The 23,204-nt window shown below is 33.2% G+C and carries 22 protein-coding genes; 17 read left to right on the top strand and 5 right to left on the bottom strand.

Features of this window, described 5'->3' with window-relative positions; genetic code table 11:
- Positions 1-393: 393 nt before the first annotated feature.
- Entirely contained in the window at positions 394-984 is a 591-nt protein-coding gene (locus AB8U03_RS16385) for a zinc dependent phospholipase C family protein (protein ID WP_369705632.1), read from the bottom strand.
- A 267-nt stretch (positions 985-1,251) separates the two neighbouring features.
- Between AB8U03_RS16385 and AB8U03_RS16390 the strand changes: the two genes are divergently transcribed.
- The 3 genes from AB8U03_RS16390 to AB8U03_RS16400 all read left to right on the top strand — a co-directional run bounded on the left by AB8U03_RS16390 (position 1,252) and on the right by AB8U03_RS16400 (position 3,203).
- Positions 1,252-1,719, top strand: a complete 468-nt coding sequence (locus AB8U03_RS16390) for a hypothetical protein (RefSeq protein WP_369705633.1) — start codon at positions 1,252-1,254, stop codon at positions 1,717-1,719.
- A gap of 623 nt (positions 1,720-2,342) precedes the next feature.
- Positions 2,343-2,477: a hypothetical protein gene (locus tag AB8U03_RS16395; RefSeq protein WP_369705634.1), complete on the top strand. Its 135-nt coding sequence runs from the start codon at positions 2,343-2,345 to the stop codon at positions 2,475-2,477.
- A gap of 177 nt (positions 2,478-2,654) precedes the next feature.
- Complete coding sequence (locus AB8U03_RS16400) at positions 2,655-3,203, top strand: VanZ family protein (protein ID WP_369705635.1); 549 nt, start codon at positions 2,655-2,657, stop codon at positions 3,201-3,203.
- A gap of 63 nt (positions 3,204-3,266) precedes the next feature.
- On the opposite strand, the gene AB8U03_RS16405 is transcribed toward AB8U03_RS16400, so the two are convergent.
- Together AB8U03_RS16405 and AB8U03_RS16410 are read right to left on the bottom strand one after the other, a co-directional pair.
- Positions 3,267-3,434, bottom strand: coding sequence for a recombinase family protein (locus AB8U03_RS16405; RefSeq protein ID WP_369705636.1), 168 nt, complete (start codon positions 3,432-3,434; stop codon positions 3,267-3,269).
- A 464-nt stretch (positions 3,435-3,898) separates the two neighbouring features.
- Positions 3,899-4,495 (bottom strand): TetR/AcrR family transcriptional regulator, encoded by a 597-nt coding sequence (locus AB8U03_RS16410; protein ID WP_369705637.1) that lies wholly within the window; start codon positions 4,493-4,495, stop codon positions 3,899-3,901.
- Positions 4,496-4,659: 164 nt separating this feature from the next.
- Between AB8U03_RS16410 and AB8U03_RS16415 the strand changes: the two genes are divergently transcribed.
- From AB8U03_RS16415 to AB8U03_RS16460, 10 genes are all read left to right on the top strand, one after another.
- The gene (locus tag AB8U03_RS16415; RefSeq protein ID WP_369705638.1) at positions 4,660-5,391 is read left to right on the top strand and encodes a class I SAM-dependent methyltransferase; all 732 of its coding nucleotides are present in this window, start codon (positions 4,660-4,662) and stop codon (positions 5,389-5,391) included.
- 447 nt (positions 5,392-5,838) lie between these two features.
- Positions 5,839-6,075: a helix-turn-helix transcriptional regulator gene (locus AB8U03_RS16420; RefSeq protein WP_369705639.1), complete on the top strand. Its 237-nt coding sequence runs from the start codon at positions 5,839-5,841 to the stop codon at positions 6,073-6,075.
- A complete protein-coding gene (def, locus tag AB8U03_RS16425; RefSeq protein WP_369705640.1) occupies positions 6,076-6,528 on the top strand; it encodes a peptide deformylase in 453 nt (150 codons plus the stop codon).
- A 233-nt stretch (positions 6,529-6,761) separates the two neighbouring features.
- Entirely contained in the window at positions 6,762-7,376 is a 615-nt protein-coding gene (locus AB8U03_RS16430) for a TetR/AcrR family transcriptional regulator (RefSeq protein ID WP_369705641.1), read from the top strand.
- The gene (locus tag AB8U03_RS16435) at positions 7,373-8,299 is read left to right on the top strand and encodes a dimethylarginine dimethylaminohydrolase family protein (RefSeq protein ID WP_369705642.1); all 927 of its coding nucleotides are present in this window, start codon (positions 7,373-7,375) and stop codon (positions 8,297-8,299) included. Before AB8U03_RS16430 ends, AB8U03_RS16435 begins: the two co-directional genes overlap by 4 nt.
- Positions 8,300-8,489: 190 nt before the next feature.
- Positions 8,490-8,810: a DMT family transporter gene (locus AB8U03_RS16440; protein ID WP_369705643.1), complete on the top strand. Its 321-nt coding sequence runs from the start codon at positions 8,490-8,492 to the stop codon at positions 8,808-8,810.
- Between the two features lie 366 nt (positions 8,811-9,176).
- On the top strand, positions 9,177-9,791 hold the full coding sequence (locus AB8U03_RS16445; protein WP_369705644.1) for a TetR/AcrR family transcriptional regulator: 615 nt from the start codon (positions 9,177-9,179) through the stop codon (positions 9,789-9,791).
- Between the two features lie 62 nt (positions 9,792-9,853).
- Complete coding sequence (locus AB8U03_RS16450; RefSeq protein ID WP_369705645.1) at positions 9,854-11,344, top strand: DHA2 family efflux MFS transporter permease subunit; 1,491 nt, start codon at positions 9,854-9,856, stop codon at positions 11,342-11,344.
- A 576-nt stretch (positions 11,345-11,920) separates the two neighbouring features.
- Positions 11,921-12,613, top strand: a complete 693-nt coding sequence (locus AB8U03_RS16455) for a L,D-transpeptidase family protein (RefSeq protein WP_369705646.1) — start codon at positions 11,921-11,923, stop codon at positions 12,611-12,613.
- Positions 12,614-13,185: 572 nt separating this feature from the next.
- Complete coding sequence (locus tag AB8U03_RS16460; protein ID WP_369705647.1) at positions 13,186-13,428, top strand: VOC family protein; 243 nt, start codon at positions 13,186-13,188, stop codon at positions 13,426-13,428.
- 171 nt (positions 13,429-13,599) lie between these two features.
- Here the strand turns inward: AB8U03_RS16460 and AB8U03_RS16465 are convergent, their stop codons facing one another.
- The gene (locus AB8U03_RS16465) at positions 13,600-13,734 is read right to left on the bottom strand and encodes a hypothetical protein (protein ID WP_369705648.1); all 135 of its coding nucleotides are present in this window, start codon (positions 13,732-13,734) and stop codon (positions 13,600-13,602) included.
- 155 nt (positions 13,735-13,889) lie between these two features.
- Between AB8U03_RS16465 and AB8U03_RS16470 the strand changes: the two genes are divergently transcribed.
- The 4 genes from AB8U03_RS16470 to AB8U03_RS16505 all read left to right on the top strand — a co-directional run bounded on the left by AB8U03_RS16470 (position 13,890) and on the right by AB8U03_RS16505 (position 20,533).
- Entirely contained in the window at positions 13,890-14,477 is a 588-nt protein-coding gene (locus AB8U03_RS16470; protein WP_369705649.1) for a nitroreductase family protein, read from the top strand.
- A 157-nt stretch (positions 14,478-14,634) separates the two neighbouring features.
- On the top strand, positions 14,635-14,877 hold the full coding sequence (locus tag AB8U03_RS16475) for a GNAT family N-acetyltransferase (protein WP_369705662.1): 243 nt from the start codon (positions 14,635-14,637) through the stop codon (positions 14,875-14,877).
- Positions 14,878-15,889: 1,012 nt separating this feature from the next.
- On the top strand, positions 15,890-19,318 hold the full coding sequence (locus tag AB8U03_RS18090; protein ID WP_455423800.1) for a DNRLRE domain-containing protein: 3,429 nt from the start codon (positions 15,890-15,892) through the stop codon (positions 19,316-19,318).
- Positions 19,319-19,459: 141 nt separating this feature from the next.
- A complete protein-coding gene (locus AB8U03_RS16505; protein ID WP_369705650.1) occupies positions 19,460-20,533 on the top strand; it encodes a glycosyltransferase in 1,074 nt (357 codons plus the stop codon).
- A gap of 722 nt (positions 20,534-21,255) precedes the next feature.
- Here AB8U03_RS16505 and AB8U03_RS16510 read toward each other — a convergent pair.
- Complete coding sequence (locus AB8U03_RS16510; RefSeq protein ID WP_369705651.1) at positions 21,256-23,202, bottom strand: glycosyltransferase family 2 protein; 1,947 nt, start codon at positions 23,200-23,202, stop codon at positions 21,256-21,258.
- Positions 23,203-23,204: the final 2 nt, after the last annotated feature.

Below are 23,204 nucleotides of genomic sequence, written 5' to 3' on the forward strand. Positions count from 1 at the left end.
TATTTTTCAATGAGCGTTTGACCTATTTTTATGTTAACATAAACACCTGTGCATATTGTTAATAAATAAAATGCTAAATTCATAAAAACAGGTCTCCTCTTCTGTTTTTATTTTATAGATAAACTCATAAATTTATCTATAAAATTGATATTGTCTTTTTTATCGTTTAGATGAAATTCTAATATTATTTATACTCTTATTTATTATTTGTAAATAATTTGTACAAAAAATATTCGTTATGTTGTTGTAATGATTTATATTTTATAAATTAAATAATAAGTATATTATATCATTATGTAATCAGTTATTGATATTCCTTATGATGGGCAAAAATTAAATTTATCATCTATTATTATTTTAGCTTTGTTTTGTCAAGAGTTTTGGCGACATTTCTTATAGTGCTATGAATTCTTCTGTAGAAATGTTGTTTAGGCAATTGTATACGATCATATAGGATACAGTAGTACAAATTTCTACAGAGTAAAAAATATCTTTATTTATGCTGGGTTTGCTGTTCATATATTCAATATGTCTCATTTCTATATATTCTTTCATTTTTATATTAGAAGATTTTGTAATTGAGCTTATTGTTTTGGTGCAAATTTTATCTAAATTAATCTTATAAAATTCTTGAGCAAGTTTATTTTCATAAATTAAATGAGGTACAAGATGGCGTGCTTTTGCATCATTATGAGGAAAACAGAAAAAATCAGTTAGATAATGATTAATTACTCCAAGTTTTGCAGAAAAAATTTTTAACTCCTTATCGTGAAGCGGCAAATTATATTTTTGTAAAGAAACTATCATTTTCATTATTATATCAAATGAATCATTTTTATAATGTGGTATTGATAACATTCTAGGATCTATATCTGGCTTAATGCTCCCATATCTAAAACTATTAGAACTTATTGTAATATTGAAAATTTTTTGGATAACCTTGTTAATATACTTGGCTATTAATATATGAGTTTGAATGAACATGAGCTAACATCTCCTATTCTATTTAAAAAAAGTATTTATACAAGCGCCAAATCGATAGTTTTTTTTATCAATAAATAAGTTCTGTTAATATACATTTATAATGCTGTTTTTTAATTAAAATTTGATTAAAATTACTTATTAAAATTGTTACTATTATTTTAAATATAAGTTAATAAATTTTTAACGTAGAAATCTGATAATAAAAATTAATTTCATTGAAATAGATAATTTGTAAAATAAATAAAGAAAAATGTAACCGGTCTGGTATTGGGGGGTATTTTACTGTTTGGGACTGCTTTTGTAAGTGCTTCGCAGTTATCTAGGTATCAATCACTTAAGGCGGCAGTAAATGATACTAAAAATTTAGGAAATGAAACCATCAATTTACAGTTAGCGGCATCTTATAATGGAAATAATATAATAAATGCAGATTCAACATTTAAATTGAATTCTAATGACGATTCTATTAGTAGTGTAACTACAGTAAAATCAGGAAATAGTGCTCAGATGCAAATTGTCATTTTAGATTATGACAGTATAATCCCTGAAAAACATATTTTGAAGCAGATAGATAGCTTAATAAATTTTGATTTCATTTATGATATTGCATCACCTTTTTATTCAAACACTGGCCGTAAATCTATTGATCCAGTAATAATGATTAAAATGCTGCTAATTGGATATTTATTCTGGAAGAACTGGAATAGGAACTTTCAGCTATGCCTTGATATGTGAAAGGCGATGAATTTGTGTAATGGGTTGATATGAGCTGGCTAAAGAGATTTGCTTGAAGTTAATATTAATAAAAAATTTTATAAAATATATTATTTATAGTAATATTTTATACTTAAAATAGCTTGGAAAATATAATTTTCAGTATAATTTTATAGAAAATATGATTTAAAATAATAATCTGTGTTATAATATAAATACAAAGAGAGAAAATAAAAACAGGATGCTGCTAACATCCTGTAGTATACAATCTAGTTGCTTAGGCAACTGGCATCACTAAATTTTCAATAAAAAATAGTAGTATCCACTTGCGCAGGGGGCTACTATTTTTTTATTTCTTTAATAAGTAATATTACAAATGTTAACAGTGAAATGAGGAAAAGTCCTCCTTCGAAAAGTAACATTAAGATGTCATTACTCATTGTATCACCTCCCTTCAACAGGGATGTGTGATACCAGTAGCCCACATGCAACCTATTTGATTGTACCAATAAATTATAACATGCATGATGTTTTAATTCTATAGTTAGTATTATCTCTTCTTTCAAATATATATTATAAAAAAGAAAAGCATTTGTTGATGTAGAGTCAATGAATGCTTTATTTTATATTTGGAGGATGGTAATATGAGAATTATTAAGACACTAAAAGATATTGAACTGCTGAAGGAGAAATCAAAAATAAACAAGGAAGTACTTCAGGAAATTGAGGAATATTTCAAATTCAGGAACAACCCGAATATAAAGAACAGATATTTTTAGATACTAAAGGGGTAGGCAGTTTTGTTTTTTTAATATTTTAAGGATGCAGTACATTGTATTATAATGATATAATCTATCTATATAATTAATGCATAATAGGTAAAAAATGTGAACTACCGATTATTTATAAATTGAACGTCAGAGAATAAGCAGGGATGAAATGAAAATGGAGGTATTATGAATAAAAGAGAGAGAATTGAAACAGCCTTTTTATATGGAGTTTTCATTTGTTACATACTTTTTTTAATTAAATTATTGTTATTATCACGAATTTCGCTTTTGGATCTGTTTAATGGTCAAAGGGCTTTAGATAGGTCAATCAATCTCATTCCTTTTTATAGTATAAAGGGATATATATTTAGCAGCTCTGCTACTATAAAAAAATTCGCTTTTGGTAATGTGGCTGGCAATATAGTTATCTTTATTCCTCTTGGTACATATTTGTCATTATTCAAAAACAATAAAAGAGTAATAACCAATCTGCTATTTATATTCATAGTGAGTCTATTTATCGAAATCATTCAGGGGTTTTTAGGCATTGGAGCATCAGACATTGATGACATAATTTTAAATTGTTTGGGTGGATTAGTTGGTATTTTAGGGTATAAGTTTTTATTGTTTATATTACGAGATGAGAAAAAAGTGCGTGTTGCAATCACAATATTATCTGCAATAGGATTACCTGTTTTATTATATTTATTATTCATGGTGAGATTGAGATTATGAATATCTTTATTGTATATTCAAGAAGATATCCTACACAAAAGAAACATAGAAATTAAGCATAATCTACAGTAAACTTAATGAACAATATTTTTTAAATTGTGATCTTTCAGTATTTTTACCTGAGACTTTTTCAATGAAAAGTTTTTTGATTCCTAACTCGGATAATGCTATTTCTTGCCTGTCCGTGTTTTGATCTATTGTATATACTCGGATATAATCTATTTTAGACATTGATTAATATCTCCTTTATAAGATTTTTATAGATAAATTATATCGTATTTTTCACAAAGATACCCTCATTAATTTTGTGATATCACAAAATATAAAATAGGTACTTTCGGGACACAGAATTATAGTATCACAAAAATCCTACCTTTTGTAATGGGCACTATGATATTTGAAATAGGAAATCAAAAGTATTGTTTGTATATTTCTATAGAATTTGCATAATAAGGGATAATACCGGCATACGTGGCAGGGTGATGGCATTATCACAATAAAGTATGAGAATATTGCAAATGTTCAATCATGTAACTGGCGGAAAGTGGTACAAGGGTGCGTCCCTTTTCCTGAAAACAGAAAATATTCTTGGGTTACCTCATGATACCTAATGCAACTAATATGAAAGTCGGACCATTTACTAGAGCATGGATAATTATACCTACTAATAACAATAATTGGCGTAAGATTGCTTATTACACTGTAAAAACAGGAAGCAGTATTTCATCGACAAATAATGCAATCTGGTTCGAATCAACATTTTTATACATAAGATTTTCCATACGAATAAGGTTAAACGGTAAGGTCAGTGTTATGTCGCTAACCTCTTTTATCTTTTCTCCTCTTGACTTTGCATTTTTCAGTAACTTTCGCATAACCAGGATATTTTTTGCTTCTGCGTCTACCTCAGCTTCGGGTACTTTACTATTACCTTGCCCTATTTCAAATAAAACTGCACTCAAAATTTCCGGCCCAATTTCTGCGTAGATACTCTGGTAGATTGTAAGTAAATTTAACAGATCTCCCCGTAAAGTTCCGGTATTTTTTATTCTGTCGATTAATTGACCGCCAAGTGCTTTAGATGATCTGTCATCAACTATTTCCATAAGTAAGTCAAACATGTTTGCCCACCGGCGGTACAACACACTGCGGCTGGTTTTCGCTGCCTTTGCAATCTGCTGAAAAGTGAGATTTGCATAGCCGACTTCTTTTATGAGCTTTACAGCTGCGTCATAAATACTTTCGATTAACGTATCTCCCCGCTTTCGTGTATTTACGATTTTCTCGTTCATGGATATACATCTCCTCTGTCTGTATTTCTGTAAGAAATAGTATACAATTTGTTTGAAAAAATATAAGATACATATTGTATTTTATATTCAAAAAGTGTATATTAATAAATATAAGATACACTCCGTATCTTGTCAAGAAGTTATTCGAAATAAAGGAGGGAATTATGACAAATAGCGTACTGAAATCCAAACCGAATTATGGTTTTGATGGTTCGCCTTTCGGCGTCACCATTGTTTGTTTTGTGGGAGTAGTTTGCTTTGGTGGGGGAGTTACTTTAATCACTTTTCCCAGTCTCAACCTGAAGATCGTGGCCTTTGTTCTTATGCTTTGCGGTTTTTTAATGATTCTTGTTTGTGGTTCATATCTTTATTACATTAAGCTCGGCAAACTACACCGTAGGAACAAGATGATTTCCATGATTGATTGGAAAGGAAATGAAAAAGTCCTTGATATCGGCACTGGACGGGGCCTTTTAATGATTGGTGCTGCCAAAAAATTGACTCTGGGAAAGAGCATCGGCATTGATATTTGGAATTCAGGAGATATGCACAGCAATACTTATCAAAATACCATGAGAAATGCCGAGCTTGAGGGGGTCCTTGAAAAAGTTGAAGTAAGAAATGAGGATGTGCGAAGTATGTCCTTTCCCAATGATACCTTTGACGTGGTTCTTTCCAACCTTTGTATTCACAACATCCCTACCAAAGATGGACGAGAGAAAGCCTGCCAGGAAATAGCGAGAGTTTTGAAACCGAATGGAACAGTGATCATTACCGACAAATCACATACAAAAAAATATGGCGAAATTTTCGCAATGGAAGGGTTAACAGTGGAGTTTTTTCGTCTTTCTTTTGACGGCTCACTCCGCAGAATTGTAAAGGCGGTCAAAAAGTGAAGCTTATATTTGATACAAAACGCTTCAAAACTATTGGGTATTGGTGATTTTTGCAAAATGTAAAGGATAAAGGCATAATAACCATTTAATCCTTGTACTTCGTGCAAAGATATTCGACCTTGTAACAGGGGTTCCAGGCACATTTTCTCCAAAATTTTGACTTTCTCATAAATACCAATACAATTAATAATTAGTGTGTCAGATTAAAGTATACTCTAAATTGACATCAACTTAACACTTAAATTCATGTCAATCTAGAGTTGTTTTTATTATTTGCTGACACATTCAAATCAATGTTATAGACTTCAACTTGACACAATGGTAATCTATAGCGAACTATTATTTAGAAATATCATAAGCTTATTTATTAAGTAAGGTTAACTTGACATCAATATTAAAGAATGTTATATTTATCATGTAAGGTAAACATTACAGAGGTGATAATTTATGAAAAATCGATTAAAGAAATTTAGAGAAACATTTGGATTAACTCAAGAGCAATTAGGAGAACTTATAGGGGTATCGAGACAAGCCATTAATTCTATAGAAACAGAAAAATATGAACCTTCCATATGGTTAGCTTATGATATTTCTAAAGTTTTTCATAAATCCATAGAGGATATTTTTATTTTTGAAGAAAGTGAAAGAAAATCGAGAGCACAACAAAGCAGAGGTGTTGTTTAAATGGCATTAAGACAAATTAGACTTTCTGATGATGAAATACTAAGAAAAAAAAGCAGAAGAGTTGAAATAGTAGATGATAAAATAAGACAAATTTTAAAAGATATGGGAGATACCCTGTATAATACAGAAAATGGTGCAGGATTAGCAGCTCCGCAAGTAGGTATATTAAAGAGATTAGTTGTAATAGATATGGGACAGGGACTTATAAAATTAATCAATCCGGAGATAATCAAGCAGGAAGGAGAACAAGAAGTTATAGAGGGATGTTTAAGTATTCCTAATGTAGTAGGAAAATTAAAGAGACCTGCAAAAGTAACAGTACAAGCATTAAACGAAAATGGAGATAAAATTATATTAAAAGGTACAGGAGATTTGGCAAAATGTTTCTGTCATGAAATAGATCATTTAGAAGGTATACTTTTTACGGACTTAGTTACCGAATATATAAAATGATTTTATTGTATTTAACAAATACATAATAACTAGTAAATTTCTTAAAAGGCATATCAACCATTGATATGCCTTTTTGGCTCTAACAACACGGCTGCTGGTATTATCCCTGATTAGTACATATCTCAAAATTTTAAGTTTTTACAACACAATCTTACTTTACATCTAATTAACTATGAGTTATAATTAACATTGTTCTACCGAACGGTAGGTCAGTTATGTTTGGAGGAATTAATATGACAATTGATAAAATAAAATTAGAAGCTATGAAACTTTTTGCTGTTCATGGTTATGAAAAAACATCAATGCAATTAATTGCTAACAATGTAGGTATAAAAAAAGCATCGCTTTATGCTCACTTTAAAGGCAAAGAAGATATTTTTTTCAGTATAGTCAACGACTGCATTAAAAATAATAAAGAAGAGTTAAAAATTTTATCAAAACAACTTAAAAGCATGAAAACAATAGAGCAAAAACTTTATGCTGTTTTTTGTCATATAAGTTTATATCCTACAGAAAAAAATAAGGATATAGAATTTAATTTTTTTAAGAGAAATATGTTTTTCCCTCCCGAAGAATTAAAAGATGTTCTGCATCAGAAGTTAAACTCATATGAAGAAGAACTTTATTCCTTAATTCTTGGAATAATAAATAAAGGATTATCTTATGGAGAGTTAAAAACTGATAACAATGCTGAAGATTTACTGAAAGCTTTTATGTGTACGGCAGATGGAGTTATGCTGCAAATTCATTATTATTCAGTTAAAGAATTTTTTAATATTGGAAAATCAGTTTGGAAGGTATTTTGGAATGGAATAGGTGCATCAGATAGAAGGGAGCATAAAAAATGATAAACAAAGTTTGCATTGAAAATGAGTATGGAAAATTGAAAAAGGTTGTTCTTGGTATTGTACCAACTCTTTATTTTCCTGGAAGTCATGAAATCGAAATGGAAGATGAGAGTCCATGGTGGAAAAAGTTTCTTACCAGATTTATTTATCCCATATTAAAAAGGAAAAAAGTTCCTGATTTTATTGTGAAAAAGTATCAAAATGAGTTAAAAAATTTAAATGAAGTTTTAACATCTCACGATATTCAGGTTATACATCCCGAGGAGGTTTTTTGTAAAAATGACGAGACTGCAGGACTTGGTCAGATGTTCTCACGTGATCCTGTTTTTTGTATAGGTAATCATATTATTGCTGGAAATCTCCAGATTGAAATGCGCCGGAAAGAATTACGTGGATTTTCAAATATACTTTCAGATTTTCAAAAATTTAGAGCATCAGGTAATTTGAACGAAGACTCATTTCTTGAAGGCGGAGATATTATTGTAGATTACCCATATGTGTATGTAGGTATTGGAAAATATGCTAGTAATGAAAAAGGATTACATTGGCTGAAGAATCAGGTTGAACAAGAGTTCAAGGTGATTCCAGTGTATTTAAAAAACGAGGGCATTCTTCATTTGGATTGTTGCATGACCCTCATTGGTGAAAAACAAGGTATTATACATCCAAACTCTCTCCAATATCCTTTACCGTATCCACTAAACACATATAATTTTATTGAGGTTGATGATAAAACGAGATCAGAACTTGGAACCAATATTCTTATGCTTGATTCTAAAACTATTATTGTGCAAAAAAGACATAAAGGACTTCAGCAAAAGCTTAGAAGCAGGGGATTCAATATCATTCCATTAGATTTTACATGGCATGCCCGTTTAGATGGTTCATTTAGATGTGCAACATGTCCTATTTATCGCGAATAAATTTTATTTAATGGTAAAAGGAGTAGTCGCGTATCATGTACTGAAAAGTAAATGTACTAATATGGTGCTTCCTACTTTGCCACTGGTTCAGATGATCCTTCTACCCCAGGTTAAATAACCTTAAAAAGTTGTCTAATTTTATGTTGACATTCCAAAAATCCGTTTAAATGTTGCAAGGAGAGTGAAAATTATGAAATGGTTAATATTGATTGTTGCAGGTCTATTTGAAATGGGGTGGGCTATAGGGTTAAAGTATTCTCAAGGATTTATGAAACCTATACCAAGTATGTTTACAATAATGGGTATGATAGCAAGTTTCCATTTTTTATCGTTAGCATTAAAGAGTATTCCCTTGGGTACAGCATATGCAATTTGGACTGGAATTGGTACAGTCGGTACTGTAACTTTAGGAATAGTACTATTTAAAGAATCTATTGATATAACTAGGCTAGTTTTTATTGGATTTATAGTGGTTGGAATAGTAGGGTTAAAGGTTGTATCTTCTAATTAATTAGTCTTTTGATAAATGGTATAATGAGTAATATAAAAAAAGATTGAGGAATATTTCAGAAATGTATATAATAACATAGGTAAGCCAGAAAAGAAGACAAACCATATAATATGCAACTAATATTTTAGTTAGTACACAATGTGTTCTATTATTGTTTATCAATTAAAAAGGCTTTATTGCTTTTTTTATTTTTACCTTGCCATTGATGACACGTTCGCTGGTATTACCCCATCTAAAATATATACATTATTTCTATCTGGATTTCTTCATCACAGATAAAAAACAGTTGCATGAATTTAAAAAGTATAATATAATTTAATTAACCAATCGTTTAGTTAATATATTGTCAGGAGGTTTGATTGAATAGTGGATACCAGTAAAATGACAAGCCGTGATGTTCAAGCAGCTGAACGTCGTGAACAAATTTTAAACATTTCAAAAAAGTTGTTTCTAAAGAATGGTTATCATGCTACATCAATGCGTAATATCAACAAAGAGGTTGGACTATCTGAAGCATTAACGTATCATTACTTTCCAAATGGGAAATTAGAAATATTTAAGGCAGTTGTCGAGTCTGGCCATAAAAAAAGTATGAGTCAGATACAGACAGTCATTAAAAAATTTCAAGATCATATGCCATTGAAGGATGCCTTGGTAATATACGGAAAAAATATTCACACAATATTCGCCGATGATGAAAGTGTGATTCCTCTTGTCATTCGCGAACGTAATTTACTTGATAAATCAGAATATAAGTTCATCAACGATACGACACAGAAGCTCATTGATACATTTGTGTCATATTTAAACAATCTAAAAATTAAGCCGCAGTTAAAAACATTTAACCTTCGGTTAGGGATTCTACAGTATACTTATAATTTCACGACAAGCTCAATTTTTGGCGAATCATTATTTAATGATAATTATGATGAATACATTAACGAACTTGCTGATATGACAATTAAATTGTGGTGTAAATAACACCATTTTTTATTTACTTATTTAGTTAAACAAACGTTTGGTTAAATTTATGGAGGTGGATTATGAAAACAAGGAATATGCGTAAATGGTTAATTATATTTGTCCTAGCCTTAAGTACATTAACAGTAGGTATCGATTCGACGGTTTTAAATCTTGCTTTACCAACTTTAGCCACAAAATTAGCTGCGACTAACAGTCAATTACAATGGTTTGTTGATTCGTACAACTTGGTGTTTGCAGCTGTATTGTTACCTGCTGGTATGCTTGGGGATCATTTTGGGCGTAAAAAAATGCTCATTCTGTCTTTGGGAATTTTCGGTATTTCATCTCTGTTGTGTGCTTACGCAACGTCACCGACGATGTTGATTATTTATCGGTGTACACTTGCCGTTGGTGCCGCAACATTGATTCCAACAACAATGTCCATTATTCCTGTATTATTTATAAAGTCAGAACAACCAAAAGCAACTGCAATTTGGGTAATTGCAAATACATTGAGTATGCCAATTGGCCCAATAATTGGTGGTTGGTTACTCAATAACTTTTGGTGGGGATCAGTTTTTCTGATAAATGTTCCAATTGTCATAATCGCCTTGATTGCCGTTATTATTTTAATGACCGAATCTAAGAGTTCTCAGCAACAGATGTTTGATATACTTGGCATTGCCACTTCAAGTCTTGGTTTAACAAGTATTACCTATGGTGTTATCCATGCTGGTGAAAAGTCTTGGTCTAATAATCTTGTTTGGTATTCAATTATTATTGGTGCAATTTTGCTCATATCATTTGTATTATGGGAACTTCATAGCAAGAAACCGTTAATTGATCTGTCTCTGTTCAATTCACGCTCATTTTCACTAAGCAATATTTTTATGATGGTGATCAGTTATATCATGTTTGGGTTTCTTTACATCTTACCACAATATTTTCAAAACATCGAAGGCAGTGATACCCAGCAATCGGGCTTTAAATTGTTGCCGCTTATTCTTGGTATCACGTTAGGATCAATCATTGTTAACAGAATTCATATCAATAAAAAGTTAATATTTACCTTTGGCTTCATTCTGTTAATTTTATCGGGATTGATGGGTTGGAACACTGTAATTGGAACCGCCTACAGTTGGGTAGCAACGTGGACAGCGCTGGCAGGTATTGGTATCGGTGCTATTTTGCCAATCACAATGAGTACGGCACTTGTAGATTTGTCGCCTAACCAGAGTGGAATTGGTTCATCTGTTATCAAAGCAATCCAACAAATCGGCAGCACATTTGGCGTTGCAACACTTGGCACTATATTGACATCAGTATATAAAGCAAATGTTAACCTTAATGGCTTGCCTGCTCAGGTTATATCACTAGTTGAAAAAGGTGTCACTCCCGGAATTTCCATAGCACATAAAATACGATCATCAGAATTATTACACTCTGTACAGTCTAGCTTTATGCTCGGCATGAATCAAGTATTATTCATTTGTGGAATGGTTGCATCTGGAGCATTGATTGTCGTTTGGCTTTTTTTACGAAATAATTATGATGACAGTATAAAAATGTAACCACAAAATTCTAACAATTTATATAGATAATATTTATCATTTCATCATGGATAACAAGCATTACATTTGGACAAATTTCACCATTAATGATTCTATTACAGAGTTTATTATATGATTCTTTAATCCTATTCTAAAACTTTATAGGACTTTCTCCTCCAGGATATTGCTCGTCCATTTTTGTTGATATGATCGGGTTAAAGAGATTTGCTCGAAGTTACTATTTATAGATATACAAGTTCATAAATAAATGATTATGAACTTGTATATCTATAATTATTACTTAACATTAGATGAATTTGGTATTAAATGCCTAGTATAAGTTTTCTTATTACAATATATAATAAAATTATTATCAATGTGAATTTTAGAATTATATATGAGTTGAATTATTATATGGAGGATAAAAATGAAAAAATTCAATACTATATTACATAACATTATTATTACATTCATTATAACTTCTATATTGTTGTTTTGCACTAAAGTGACAGTTAATGCGAGTCAAATATTTGGCAAATAGAGGTCAATTAATTTAGCAGCATTATTAAATAGCTTTGATAAAGTGAGGTGCAATTATTGAAAAGAAAAAGGTTTATAGAGAAAATTATTTTTGTAGTCGTAATTATTTTTATATTTAATATAAGTGAATATCCTGTAAAATCAGTTTCAAAAATTAATTCAAATAAAAATATTTCTATATTAGTAGACATTAGTGAAGAGAGACTTTATTTGATAGATACAGAGAAAAATATAATTTTAAAAAAATATACTATAGCTAGTGGTAAGGCAGAAACACCGTCTCCAGTAGGTACATGGAAAGTTACCAGTATGAGGAAATGGAGTGGAGGTTTTGGCACAAGGTGGATTGGATTAAATGTACCTTGGGGAATATTTGGAATTCATGGAACAAATAGACCCGACTCAATTGGAGATGAAGCTTCTCATGGATGCATTAGAATGCAAAATAAAGATGTCGAAGAGTTATATGAGTATGTAAACTTAGGAATGATAGTATGCATATATGCTGGACCATATGGTCCTTTTGAGAAAGGATTAGTAACTCTAAAACCTGGAGATAGAGGGGCAGATGTTTTAGAGATGCAAAGAAAAATGAAAGAAAAAGGTTATTATCCTGGAAATTTAGATGGCATATATGGGCAGGGGATGAAGCAGTATGTAATAAAATTTAGAAAAGATAATAAACTTACAATTAGCCATAATATAGACTCCGAGTTTTATGAAAAACTAGGAATAAAATTAGTAGATTAAAATAATTTTTATAGTATGGATATTGAGTCTGCACTTTTTCTTCTTTGTCTAAAATAAAAAAATCAGTAGTCGAAATTAAATTGTCACCAGTTCGTTTTACAAATACCGGATTGGACCCCTTAGTTTGGACAAAATCGCCCATTAACTATGAATATCTCAGTATTTGAAAATTAATTATAAATGAATGGCCATACTTTCACTTTCTTTACCAAGGTTTTGAGCATAAAATTCATTGGGTGTCTTATATCTTAGACTTGAATGGATTCTGCTGTCAGTAGTTAAGGAGTAGCCTACAATAGGCCTTCCGGCATTCTTAGATTTTATTTTAACATTATTTTCTATTGAAATATGATAGTAATATGTAGATTTACTTAGGTTAGCAAATTTAAGAACTATGACAGCCTTATAGCCTTCATTGATATATTGCTTTGCTACTTGAACTCTATCCTTTATTGTCGGTTTGTTTTTTTTAAGAGGTCTTTAAGTATAGCAATTTCAAACGTGTTGAGGTTTCAAATTTTCCCAAAGGTGAAAACGAAGCCGTTTTTACCCTATACGGAGTACGCTTTCACATGTTGGATGAAAACCCAAAATTCGGGTTGAAAGCACCAGACACAGATAAACCTAATACAATTTGGTTTAACATATCAGTCCTTGATATTAAAGAAACATTTTCAAAGGCGATTAACGCGGGCCGCACAGAGGTACAATCAGTGACTGAAATGCCTGATTATGGAGTGCCAAATGCTACGTTTAGTGACGCTTTCGGCTATCTATGGATGGCTGCATCAAATACACAAAGAAGTGAGTCATGAAGAAAGCATACGACTCTGGGAGGAAAAAAGGGACAATTAAGAATTAGTGCATTATACTTTCTGTTCTTTTGAAATTCTTATAAAAAGAGCTTCTAGGAATACCAAAGATATTACACATTAATTTAACACTATAATTATCTTTGTTATCTTTAATAAACTTGTATAATGTACTCAAATTTTCTTTGCAAATATGGACATAGCTTTTTTTAATATCTCGTCCTCCTCTTCCAACTTTGCTATTTTCTTCATTAATGACTGGTAATCAGCTGTTGTGATAATTTTATCTTTATCTACGCCATTGTACACATAAACAAAAATTATTTAAGAAATAAATTGCAGTTAAATAGTAAGACATTGTACAAGATGATATAATCTATTTATAAGTTAATGTGTAATAGTAAATAAAGATGAAATAGCTATAAAGTTAATTAAGTTGATTCTGAATATTGGAGGTTGATCTTATGGAAAATCAAGTATTAGAGGTCATTAGTAAACGAAGAAGTATACGTAAATATAAAAAAGAGCAGATTCCAGATGAAAAGCTTTCTCTAATAATTGAAGCTGGGCGTTTTGCTCCAAGTGGTGGAAATAATCAAACAAGTCATTTTATCGTAATACAGAATAGAGAAACTTTGCAAGAACTAAAATCGATGATAGAAAAAGAATTTGTCAAAATGGAGATTAAAGAAGATACCTACAGAAGTCTAAAGAATTCAATTTTAGCATCAAAAAAAGGTGGCTATGATTTCACATACAATGCTCCTACATTAATTGTGGCTGCAAATCAAAAAGAATATGGCAACGCTATGGCAGACTGTTCAGTTGCTTTGGAAAACATGATGCTGGCAGCAGTGTCTTTGAATATAGGTTCTTGTTGGATAAATCAGCTTCACTGGCTGGATGATAATAAATATATTCGTGCATATATGATGAAACTGGGCCTAAGTGAAAACGAAACAATTTGTGGGGGACTTGCACTTGGATACTCTCAAATGCCAGAGATGGTACCTCTTAAGAGAACAGGAAATACTGTTACTTATGTTAAGTAATAATATAAATGAATTAATATTAACTAAAAATATATAGGGAAAATTATAATGTATAAAAATAGGCTACATGCCGAAATTAACCTTAATGATATATAGCTTTATTTAATAAACAATATTCTTAACTTGCGTCACAAGTGTAAATAATGGAGAATTAAAAATAGTTCATAGTTGTATGGCTGTTCATCCCAACTATAGGAGAAATGGTATTGCAACTAAAATGATAGATTTAATGCTGGCTGAATTACCTGACAATTGTGATGTAGTTGTTACGACTTTTCGAGAAAATGATGAAAAAGGAAATGCTCCACGTGCATTGTATAAAAAGATTGACTTTATCGAATATAAGTTAGGTTGTGAGTTTGATTATCCACAACAGAAATTTATCTTACACAGAAAATAAGCGTAATATATAGTTAAGGTAATTCGAAAATTCGGAAAGATCCTGATGAAGTCTTTGTTGATAGAGCATACAACAAACCAGGACAAAAGATTTCTCCAGAGTATGGAATTAATATATCCCAGAAAAATTATTATAAACTTAAAAGGTTTGAATTTGAAGAGAGTATTAAAAAATTTCACACTTGCCAGAAATAAGTTTTTCTATTTTTCATCCAATCTTTAATAACAAAAAATATCGGTACTATCGTCACTGCAAAAAATAGGATACAGTGATGATAGTGTCATTTTTATTCAAGTCTATATATTGTCTTTAGTATCTCTGATAACTTTCTTGTTTTTAAGATAATATAACAGTTCTTTCTTATCTTCTATGCTCCATTCTTTAAAATCCTGAAGTAAATTAATTACGTGAATGAAATCAGCATCATTGGTAGCATTAGAGAATATACTGTTATTTTTATGCCTGAAAATGACAAGCTAAAAAGACTTAATTGCTCTTTTGCAGTGATTGAGGTTTTTTCAGTTTTAATGAGGGGGGAGTAGTATGACAAGAAAAATAATAAAGGATATTAAATACTGCTAGATATTCAGCCAGGAGAAAATATCTGATGAAGAGTATATCTACTGCATTGAAAAGATATTTGCAAAAGCTAAAAGCAGGGAAGGAATAAGATTTAGTCTATATAAAGATACAATAATGTCACCTCAGAGATATATTCCAAGGTCACTGGATGTAACAGAAGAATAGCTAATTGAATTAATGAAACAAGCTATGGAAAATACAGTATTTTCAAAGAAATTTATGAAGAATTTGAATGATCCATTAAATTAAAAGCAACCTAAAAATCAAAATATATGCCGAAAATAAATTAAACACTAATATTAATTAAAATTTATAGTTAATTATTAGTGCTTTTTCCTTGTATCCAATTTTAGTACAAAAACATATATTGTAATAGCATATTTGTAGAACAGCATAATGACAAAAGAAAATAAAAAGAGGAGATGAATTTATGCCATTTATACAAGTTAATCCTAGTGATGATGCATATATATCTCAATTGAATCCTACTACAAATTTTGGAAGCTCAAGCCTTTTATTTACAGGGCTATTTGTTCAAGCAAATGATGTATTCAGAAGTTTATTAAAATTTGATTTGTCTGCTATTCCTCCAGGAAGTAGTATATTGCAAACCTCGCTAGAATTATTCGTTTTTAGGAAAGATCTACCAGATGTAATATTGTCACCACAAACTGTTAGTGTATTTACAAACACAAGTGATTTTTTCCAAAATACGGTTACGTGGAATAATGCACCTGGATTGGACCCAACAATCTATTCTGTAAATGTAACAGATGCCGATGTTGGTAATTTTATAAGTATTGATATAACTAATATAGTAGCTAGCTGGTTTAATGGCTTAATACCAAATAATGGAATCACTTTAGTTGGAATAGAAAATGTTATTGATTCTATAATAGGCTATTTTTCCAAAGAGTGGTTTGCTCCAAACCAAATTCCATTTTTAAATATTGAATATACTGCAGTAGTTCCTACAGGCATTACTGGTCCAACTGGACCAACCGGAGATACAGGACCAACCGGTGCGACAGGAGACACAGGCCCAACCGGTGCAACAGGAGAAACTGGCGCAACCGGTGCAACTGGATCAACAGGAGATACAGGACCAACCGGTGCAACAGGAGATACAGGACCAACCGGTCCAACCGGAGAAACTGGATCGACCGGCCCAACAGGAGATATTGGTCCAACAGGCCCAACAGGAGACACAGGACCAACCGGTGCAACAGGAGATACTGGCGCAACAGGAGATATCGGGCCAACAGGCTCAACAGGAGACACAGGACCAACCGGCCCAACAGGAGATATTGGTCCAACCGGTCCAACAGGAGATACAGGACCAACCGGTGCAACAGGAGATACTGGCGCAACAGGTCCAACTGGTGACACCGGGCCAACCGGTGCAACAGGAGGCACAGGACCAACCGGCCCAACAGGAGATATTGGTCCAACCGGTCCAACAGGAGATACAGGACCAACCGGTGCAACAGGAGATACTGGCGCAACAGGTCCAACTGGTGACACCGGGCCAACCGGTGCAACAGGAGGCACAGGACCAACCGGCCCAACAGGAGATATTGGTCCAACCGGTGCAACAGGAGATACAGGACCAACCGGTGCAATAGGAGATACAGGCTTAACAGGCCCGACAGGAGATACAGGCCCAACTGGATCAACAGGAGAAACTGGATCGACCGGCCCGACAGGAGAAACCGGCCCAACCGGACCTACAGGAGACACCGGTCCAACCGGTGCAACAGGAGATACTGGCGCAACAGGTCCAACTGGTGACACCGGGCCACCCGGCCCGACAGGAGAAACTGGCTCAACCGGTGCAACAGGAGATACCGGCCCAACTGGATCAACAGGAGACACTGGATCGACCGGCCCGACAGGAGAAACCGGCCCAACCGGACCTACAGGAGACACCGGTCCAACCGGTGCAACAGGAGATACTGGCGACCGGACCAACTGGGGTGACACCGGGCCAACCGGCCCGACAGGAGAAACTGGCTCAACCGGTGCAACAGGAGATACCGGCCCAACTGGATCAACAGGAGACACAGGACCAACTGGCGCAACAGGTCCAACAGGAGACACCGGGCCAACCGGTGCAACAGGAGACACAGGACCAACAGGTGCAACAGGAGATACCGGACCAACCGGTCCAACAGGAGACACCGGTCCAACCGGTGCAACAGGAGATGCAGGACCAACAGGTCCAACAGGAGATATTGGTCCAACCGGTGCAACAGGAGACACAGGTTCAACCGGTGCGACTGGAGAAACCGGCCCAACTGGATCAACAGGAGATACAGGACCAACCGGTCCAACCGGAGAAACTGGCTCAACCGGCCCAACCGGACCTACAGGAGACACCGGTCCAACAGGAGAAACAGGTCCAACTGGCGCAACAGGAGATACAGGCCCAACCGGTCCAACCGGAGAAACGGGCTCAACCGGACCAACTGGTGACACAGGCGCAACCGGTGCAACAGGAGACACAGGTCCAACTGGCGCAACAGGAGATACAGGCCCAACCGGTCCAACCGGAGAAACGGGCTCAACCGGACCAACTGGTGACACAGGCGCAACCGGTGCAACAGGAGACACAGGACCAACAGGTCCAACCGGAGATATCGGACCAACCGGTGCAACAGGAGATATTGGTCCAACCGGTGCAACAGGAGATACCGGCCCAACCGGTGCAACAGGTGACACAGGACCAACAGGTGCAACAGGAGATACCGGCCCAACTGGATCAACAGGAGACACAGGCTCAACAGGTGCAACAGGAGATACAGGCCCAACTGGCCCAACAGGAGAAACTGGCGCAACCGGTGCGACAGGAGATACAGGCCCAACCGGTCCAACCGGAGAAACGGGCTCAACCGGACCAACTGGTGACACAGGCGCAACCGGTGCAACAGGAGACACAGGACCAACAGGTGCAACAGGAGATACCGGCCCAACTGGATCAACAGGAGACACAGGCTCAACAGGTGCAACAGGAGATACAGGCCCAACTGGCCCAACAGGAGAAACTGGCGCAACCGGTGCGACAGGAGATACAGGCCCAACCGGTCCAACCGGAGAAACGGGCTCAACCGGACCAACTGGTGCAACAGGTCCAACTGGTGATACAGGACCAACCGGTGCGACAGGAGACACAGGCTCAACAGGTGCAACAGGAGATACCGGCCCAACCGGTTCAACAGGAGATACCGGACCAACCGGTCCAACAGGAGAAACTGGATCGACCGGACCTACAGGAGATATTGGTCCAACAGGCCCAACAGGAGACACAGGCCCAACTGGTGCAACAGGAGATACTGGCGCAACAGGTCCAACAGGAGACACAGGACCAACCGGTGCAACAGGAGATACAGGCGCAACCGGTCCAACCGGAGAAACGGGACCAACCGGCCCAACAGGAGACACAGGACCAACAGGCCCTACCGGTCCAGTGAGCATATTATCTTCTGCAGAAAATAGTACACTTGACCCAATTTCTGGTACTCCAACTGTAGTTCTTTCTCAAACAATAACTACAACTGGACAAGAATTAAAACTAGACTCTATAGCAGAATTGGATATAATAGTGACTCTAATAGCTCCTTATGCTTATTCAATTCTATATGAGTTACGTGAGGATACAGTTGCTATCGCTTCATTAACAGTTAATAATGAAGGCACTGCTACTTCACTTGCAGAACCACACACAGAAATTCCTAATTTAACTTGGACTGAAACTCCTGCAGCTGGTTCTCACACTTATGATATTCAAATTACGCTTATTAGCTCTACTAACATTACAAGCGTTACCGCTACTACTAAAGCATTGAATATTATAGGATAAATTATAATATAATCGATGGGGATGTTTCAAAACTAAGTAATTAGTTTTGAAACATCCCCATTCTTTAGTATTGTAAAGTCTGTGTCATTTTTTTTATGTCTTCATATTATATAATGTACTAAATTTTAAGAAGGTGATTATATGATAACTGTTAGTCTTTGTATGATAGTGAAAAATGAAGAAGATACTATAGGAAGATGTTTAGATTCTGCAAAAGATATAATAGATGAATTTATAATAGTAGATACAGGTTCTTCTGACAATACTAAAAATATAGTAAAAGAATATACTAATAATATATATGATTTTAAATGGATTGATGATTTTTCCGCTGCAAGAAACTTTGCATTCAGTAAGGCAACTAAAGATTATATTTTCTGGTTAGATGCTGATGATGTACTACTTGCTGATGATATAAAAAAGTTTAAATCCTTAAAGAAAAATTTAGACACCTCCATAGACTCTGTAACAATGAAATACAATATAGGCTTTGATGAATACGGAAATATAACCACAAACTATAGGCGTAACAGATTAGTTAAAAGAGAAAGGTATTTTAAATGGATTGGATTTGTTCATGAGTACTTAGAGGTATATGGTAATATAATTAACAGCGAAATTAGTATAACTCATAAAAAAATAAACTATTCTCCTAATCGTAACCTTGAGATTTTTCAAAATAAATTAAAAGAAGGCATAGAGTTTACTCCTAGGGATATATTATACTATGGAAATGAATTATATGGACATGAAATGTTCAAAGAAGCTTTAAAATATTATAATAGTTTTTTAGATTCAAAAAAGGGATGGTATGAAGATAACATTTGTGTTTGCGGAAATATATGTGATTATTATCAATCAATTAATAATGGTGAGGAATCTCGTAAATATGCCTTTAAAAGTTTTGAATATGACGTTCCAAGGGCCGAAGCATGTTGTAGACTTGGCTTTTCTTTTTTACAAGAAAACAAGATTAATCAAGCAATATTTTGGTATGAAACAGCCGCAGATCTAAAAAAACCAAAAGATAGTTTAGGATTTTTTAATGATGCCTGTTGGACGTGGCTTCCGCATTTACAGTTGTGTGTTTGCTATGATAGATTAGGTAACCACAAATTAGCTTATGATCACAATGAAATGGCTAGTAAGTTTAGACCCAATAATAAAAAAATACTTTATAATAGAAAGTATTTCGAAAGAATAGGATTAAAATGACAATTTGAATAATTTGCGTTTTTCTCTGAATTAGTATATTTTAAAAATAAGAGTCCTAAGGAGTACAGACAGAGCCTTGAATTTGCAGCTTAGCCGGTTCAAGAAAATGTCCGCACCCCCGTCTGTGAAAAAAAGTCTGTAAAATACAGTTTTCTATGATAAAATCAAAATATCATAGGAAACTGTTTTATTATGGGAAAAAGAAGAGAATAAATGAGTGAGGGGAAAAGGAACATTATAGCTGTTCTGCTTAATGAATATGACATTAAATCTGCTGAAGATTTAGGATGTTTTAAAAGTGATCTCTCCCCAATAAAATAGATATCTTATAGTATCTTTTTTCCACTGTGGTTTTCCCTTTCTCTTCACTCTTTCGTAACAACCCCTATGCTTTTTAAATTCTTCCATTATTGCCTCGTACTAAGCCAGTTTATATACTAGTAAATGGTGTTATTTCTACCAAGTCCTTTGTCTAAAGGACTTGGTAGAGCTATATGAAATTTTTTATGGCTTTTGCTATTTCATTCTGACACCCCAGACATCAGTAGTTACAACATATCTGATAGACCCCTTAATTTCAGTGATCTTTACAGTTTGGTTACTCGTACGTTTGCCATGTTTTTAAGTGTGCCCTTAACATGTTGTATAATTAATTTTTTTGTAATAAAGAGATGAAAGATCTATTTACTTTCATATATAAAATACTAAAATTTTTATAGAAGTTATTCCCACTTTATTAACCTTGGATTTTTATCTAGGATAGATTTATATTGTTCTAAAATTCCATATTTACCTTGAGGATCTGCTTTTAAATATCTAATATATTTAGATTGTCTTAGTTCTTTGGTTGACCAACCCAAATGTTTTAATTTTATATAACATATACATCCAGGCAAGCTAAATATATTTTCAGGAATCCTTCCACAATGCAGAGGTTTTTCCTGCCAATTATAATTAAAATTAGGCTGATATCTTATTAAAAACGGTCTATAATATTTATGTGATCTCCAATAAAAATCTTCTCTATAATGACTTTCATTCCACATATCATATAGTCTAAAAGCATAATAATCAAAATCTGGTTGATTAATTAATTCTCTAATAATTTTACATATCCTATCTTCAAAAATTTCATCAGCATCTAAAAATAATATCCAGTCTGGATTTGTATTTACTGTTATTTCCCACAATTGTTTTCTTAAAATAACTTCATTATTAAATCCATGTTTTTCATTTTGTACTAACGTTAGTGGCATATTTTCGAATACTTTTTTGCATATCTCAACCGAATTGTCTTCACTAGCATCATCCAAAATTACAACATTATCTACATATTTAGCTGCGTGTGTTAAAACTCTTTCCAAAAATTTTCCACTTTCATTTCTCATAAGCATGGCAAGTGTTATCTTATTTTTTTTATCTTTGTTTATTCTTATCCGTTCCTCTAATAAATCCAAAATATTGTATCCAAAGAGAGGTTTGTTATCGTTATTTATAAGCTTTATATTTTCTACTAGCATAGATTGCTTATTTAATTCTAAATTACAAATAAAAATTTTTGTAGAATTTTCTGTGACACTTTTATTTTCTAATTGAAATTTACATATTATATTAATTTTGTTTCCGTTAATATTCAGTTTATCAGTATTAATATCGAGTATATTTATATTATAAATAAGCTTTTTCCCTAATACATACTTTACAATATTATTTTTGTCCTTATTAAATTTATCTGCATAGGCAGAACATAAATATTTATTTGCTTCGAATTTATTAATATTGTTATAATCAGAGGAATAAAAATTTTTTAAAAAATCTCTTACAAAATTATCTATATACAAAGAATTGTTAATATCATCCATACATTTATTTTTAAATTTTTCTACTTCTTTTAAATTATCTTTTCTATATATATGATAGGCCGGGTAAGTGGTATCAACATACAATTTCAGACCTAAAGCTGCTGCTCTTATGCAAAAATGTCTATCTTCTCCCCAAAATGATAAATTGTAAATCTTGCTAAAATTAACTCCCTTGTCAATAGCTTCTTTGCTTATCAAAGTACATGCTCCTAAACCACCTACTTCATATATACCTGGCTTTTTTAGTTTTTCTATAAAGTCCGTATATTTTTTATTAAATTCATCTTGAGTTAATACTTCATTTCTTCCTTTAGTAACGAATGAATATTCGTCACACATCCAAACCTGTGGTAATTCACCAGAATCTTTTTGCCACCTAGTCCAAAATATTTCAGATATTATATCTTTATTACTATTGATTAAACTTAATAATGTTTTGGGATGCAGCATTATATCTGAATCTATTAAAAATAAATAATCATAATGATTTTTTTTAGCATAATCTATAATTCTATTTTTATATTCTGCTATTTTCCAGATTAAACTTTCTTTCCAATAATGCATATTCTCCGTACGAATGTAATTGCCTATTTTATCTCCTTCTTCAATTATAACTTTATCCTTTGACTCCAAAGAGAAATTTTTGAGCAAATTACTTGAATTAGCATCATCATTATCATCTATAAAAAAATAATTTATTGAAATATCTTTCTTTATCATATTTTTCAAAAAGCTTATAAAGTTAACTAATATATCACATGGTTGTCTTATAGGACTTCCAATTAGAATTCTTCTATTCTCATCCATCA

The sequence above is a fragment of the Clostridium moutaii genome (assembly GCF_041205085.1).
Classification (GTDB): Bacteria; Bacillota; Clostridia; order Clostridiales; family Clostridiaceae; genus Clostridium_B; species Clostridium_B moutaii.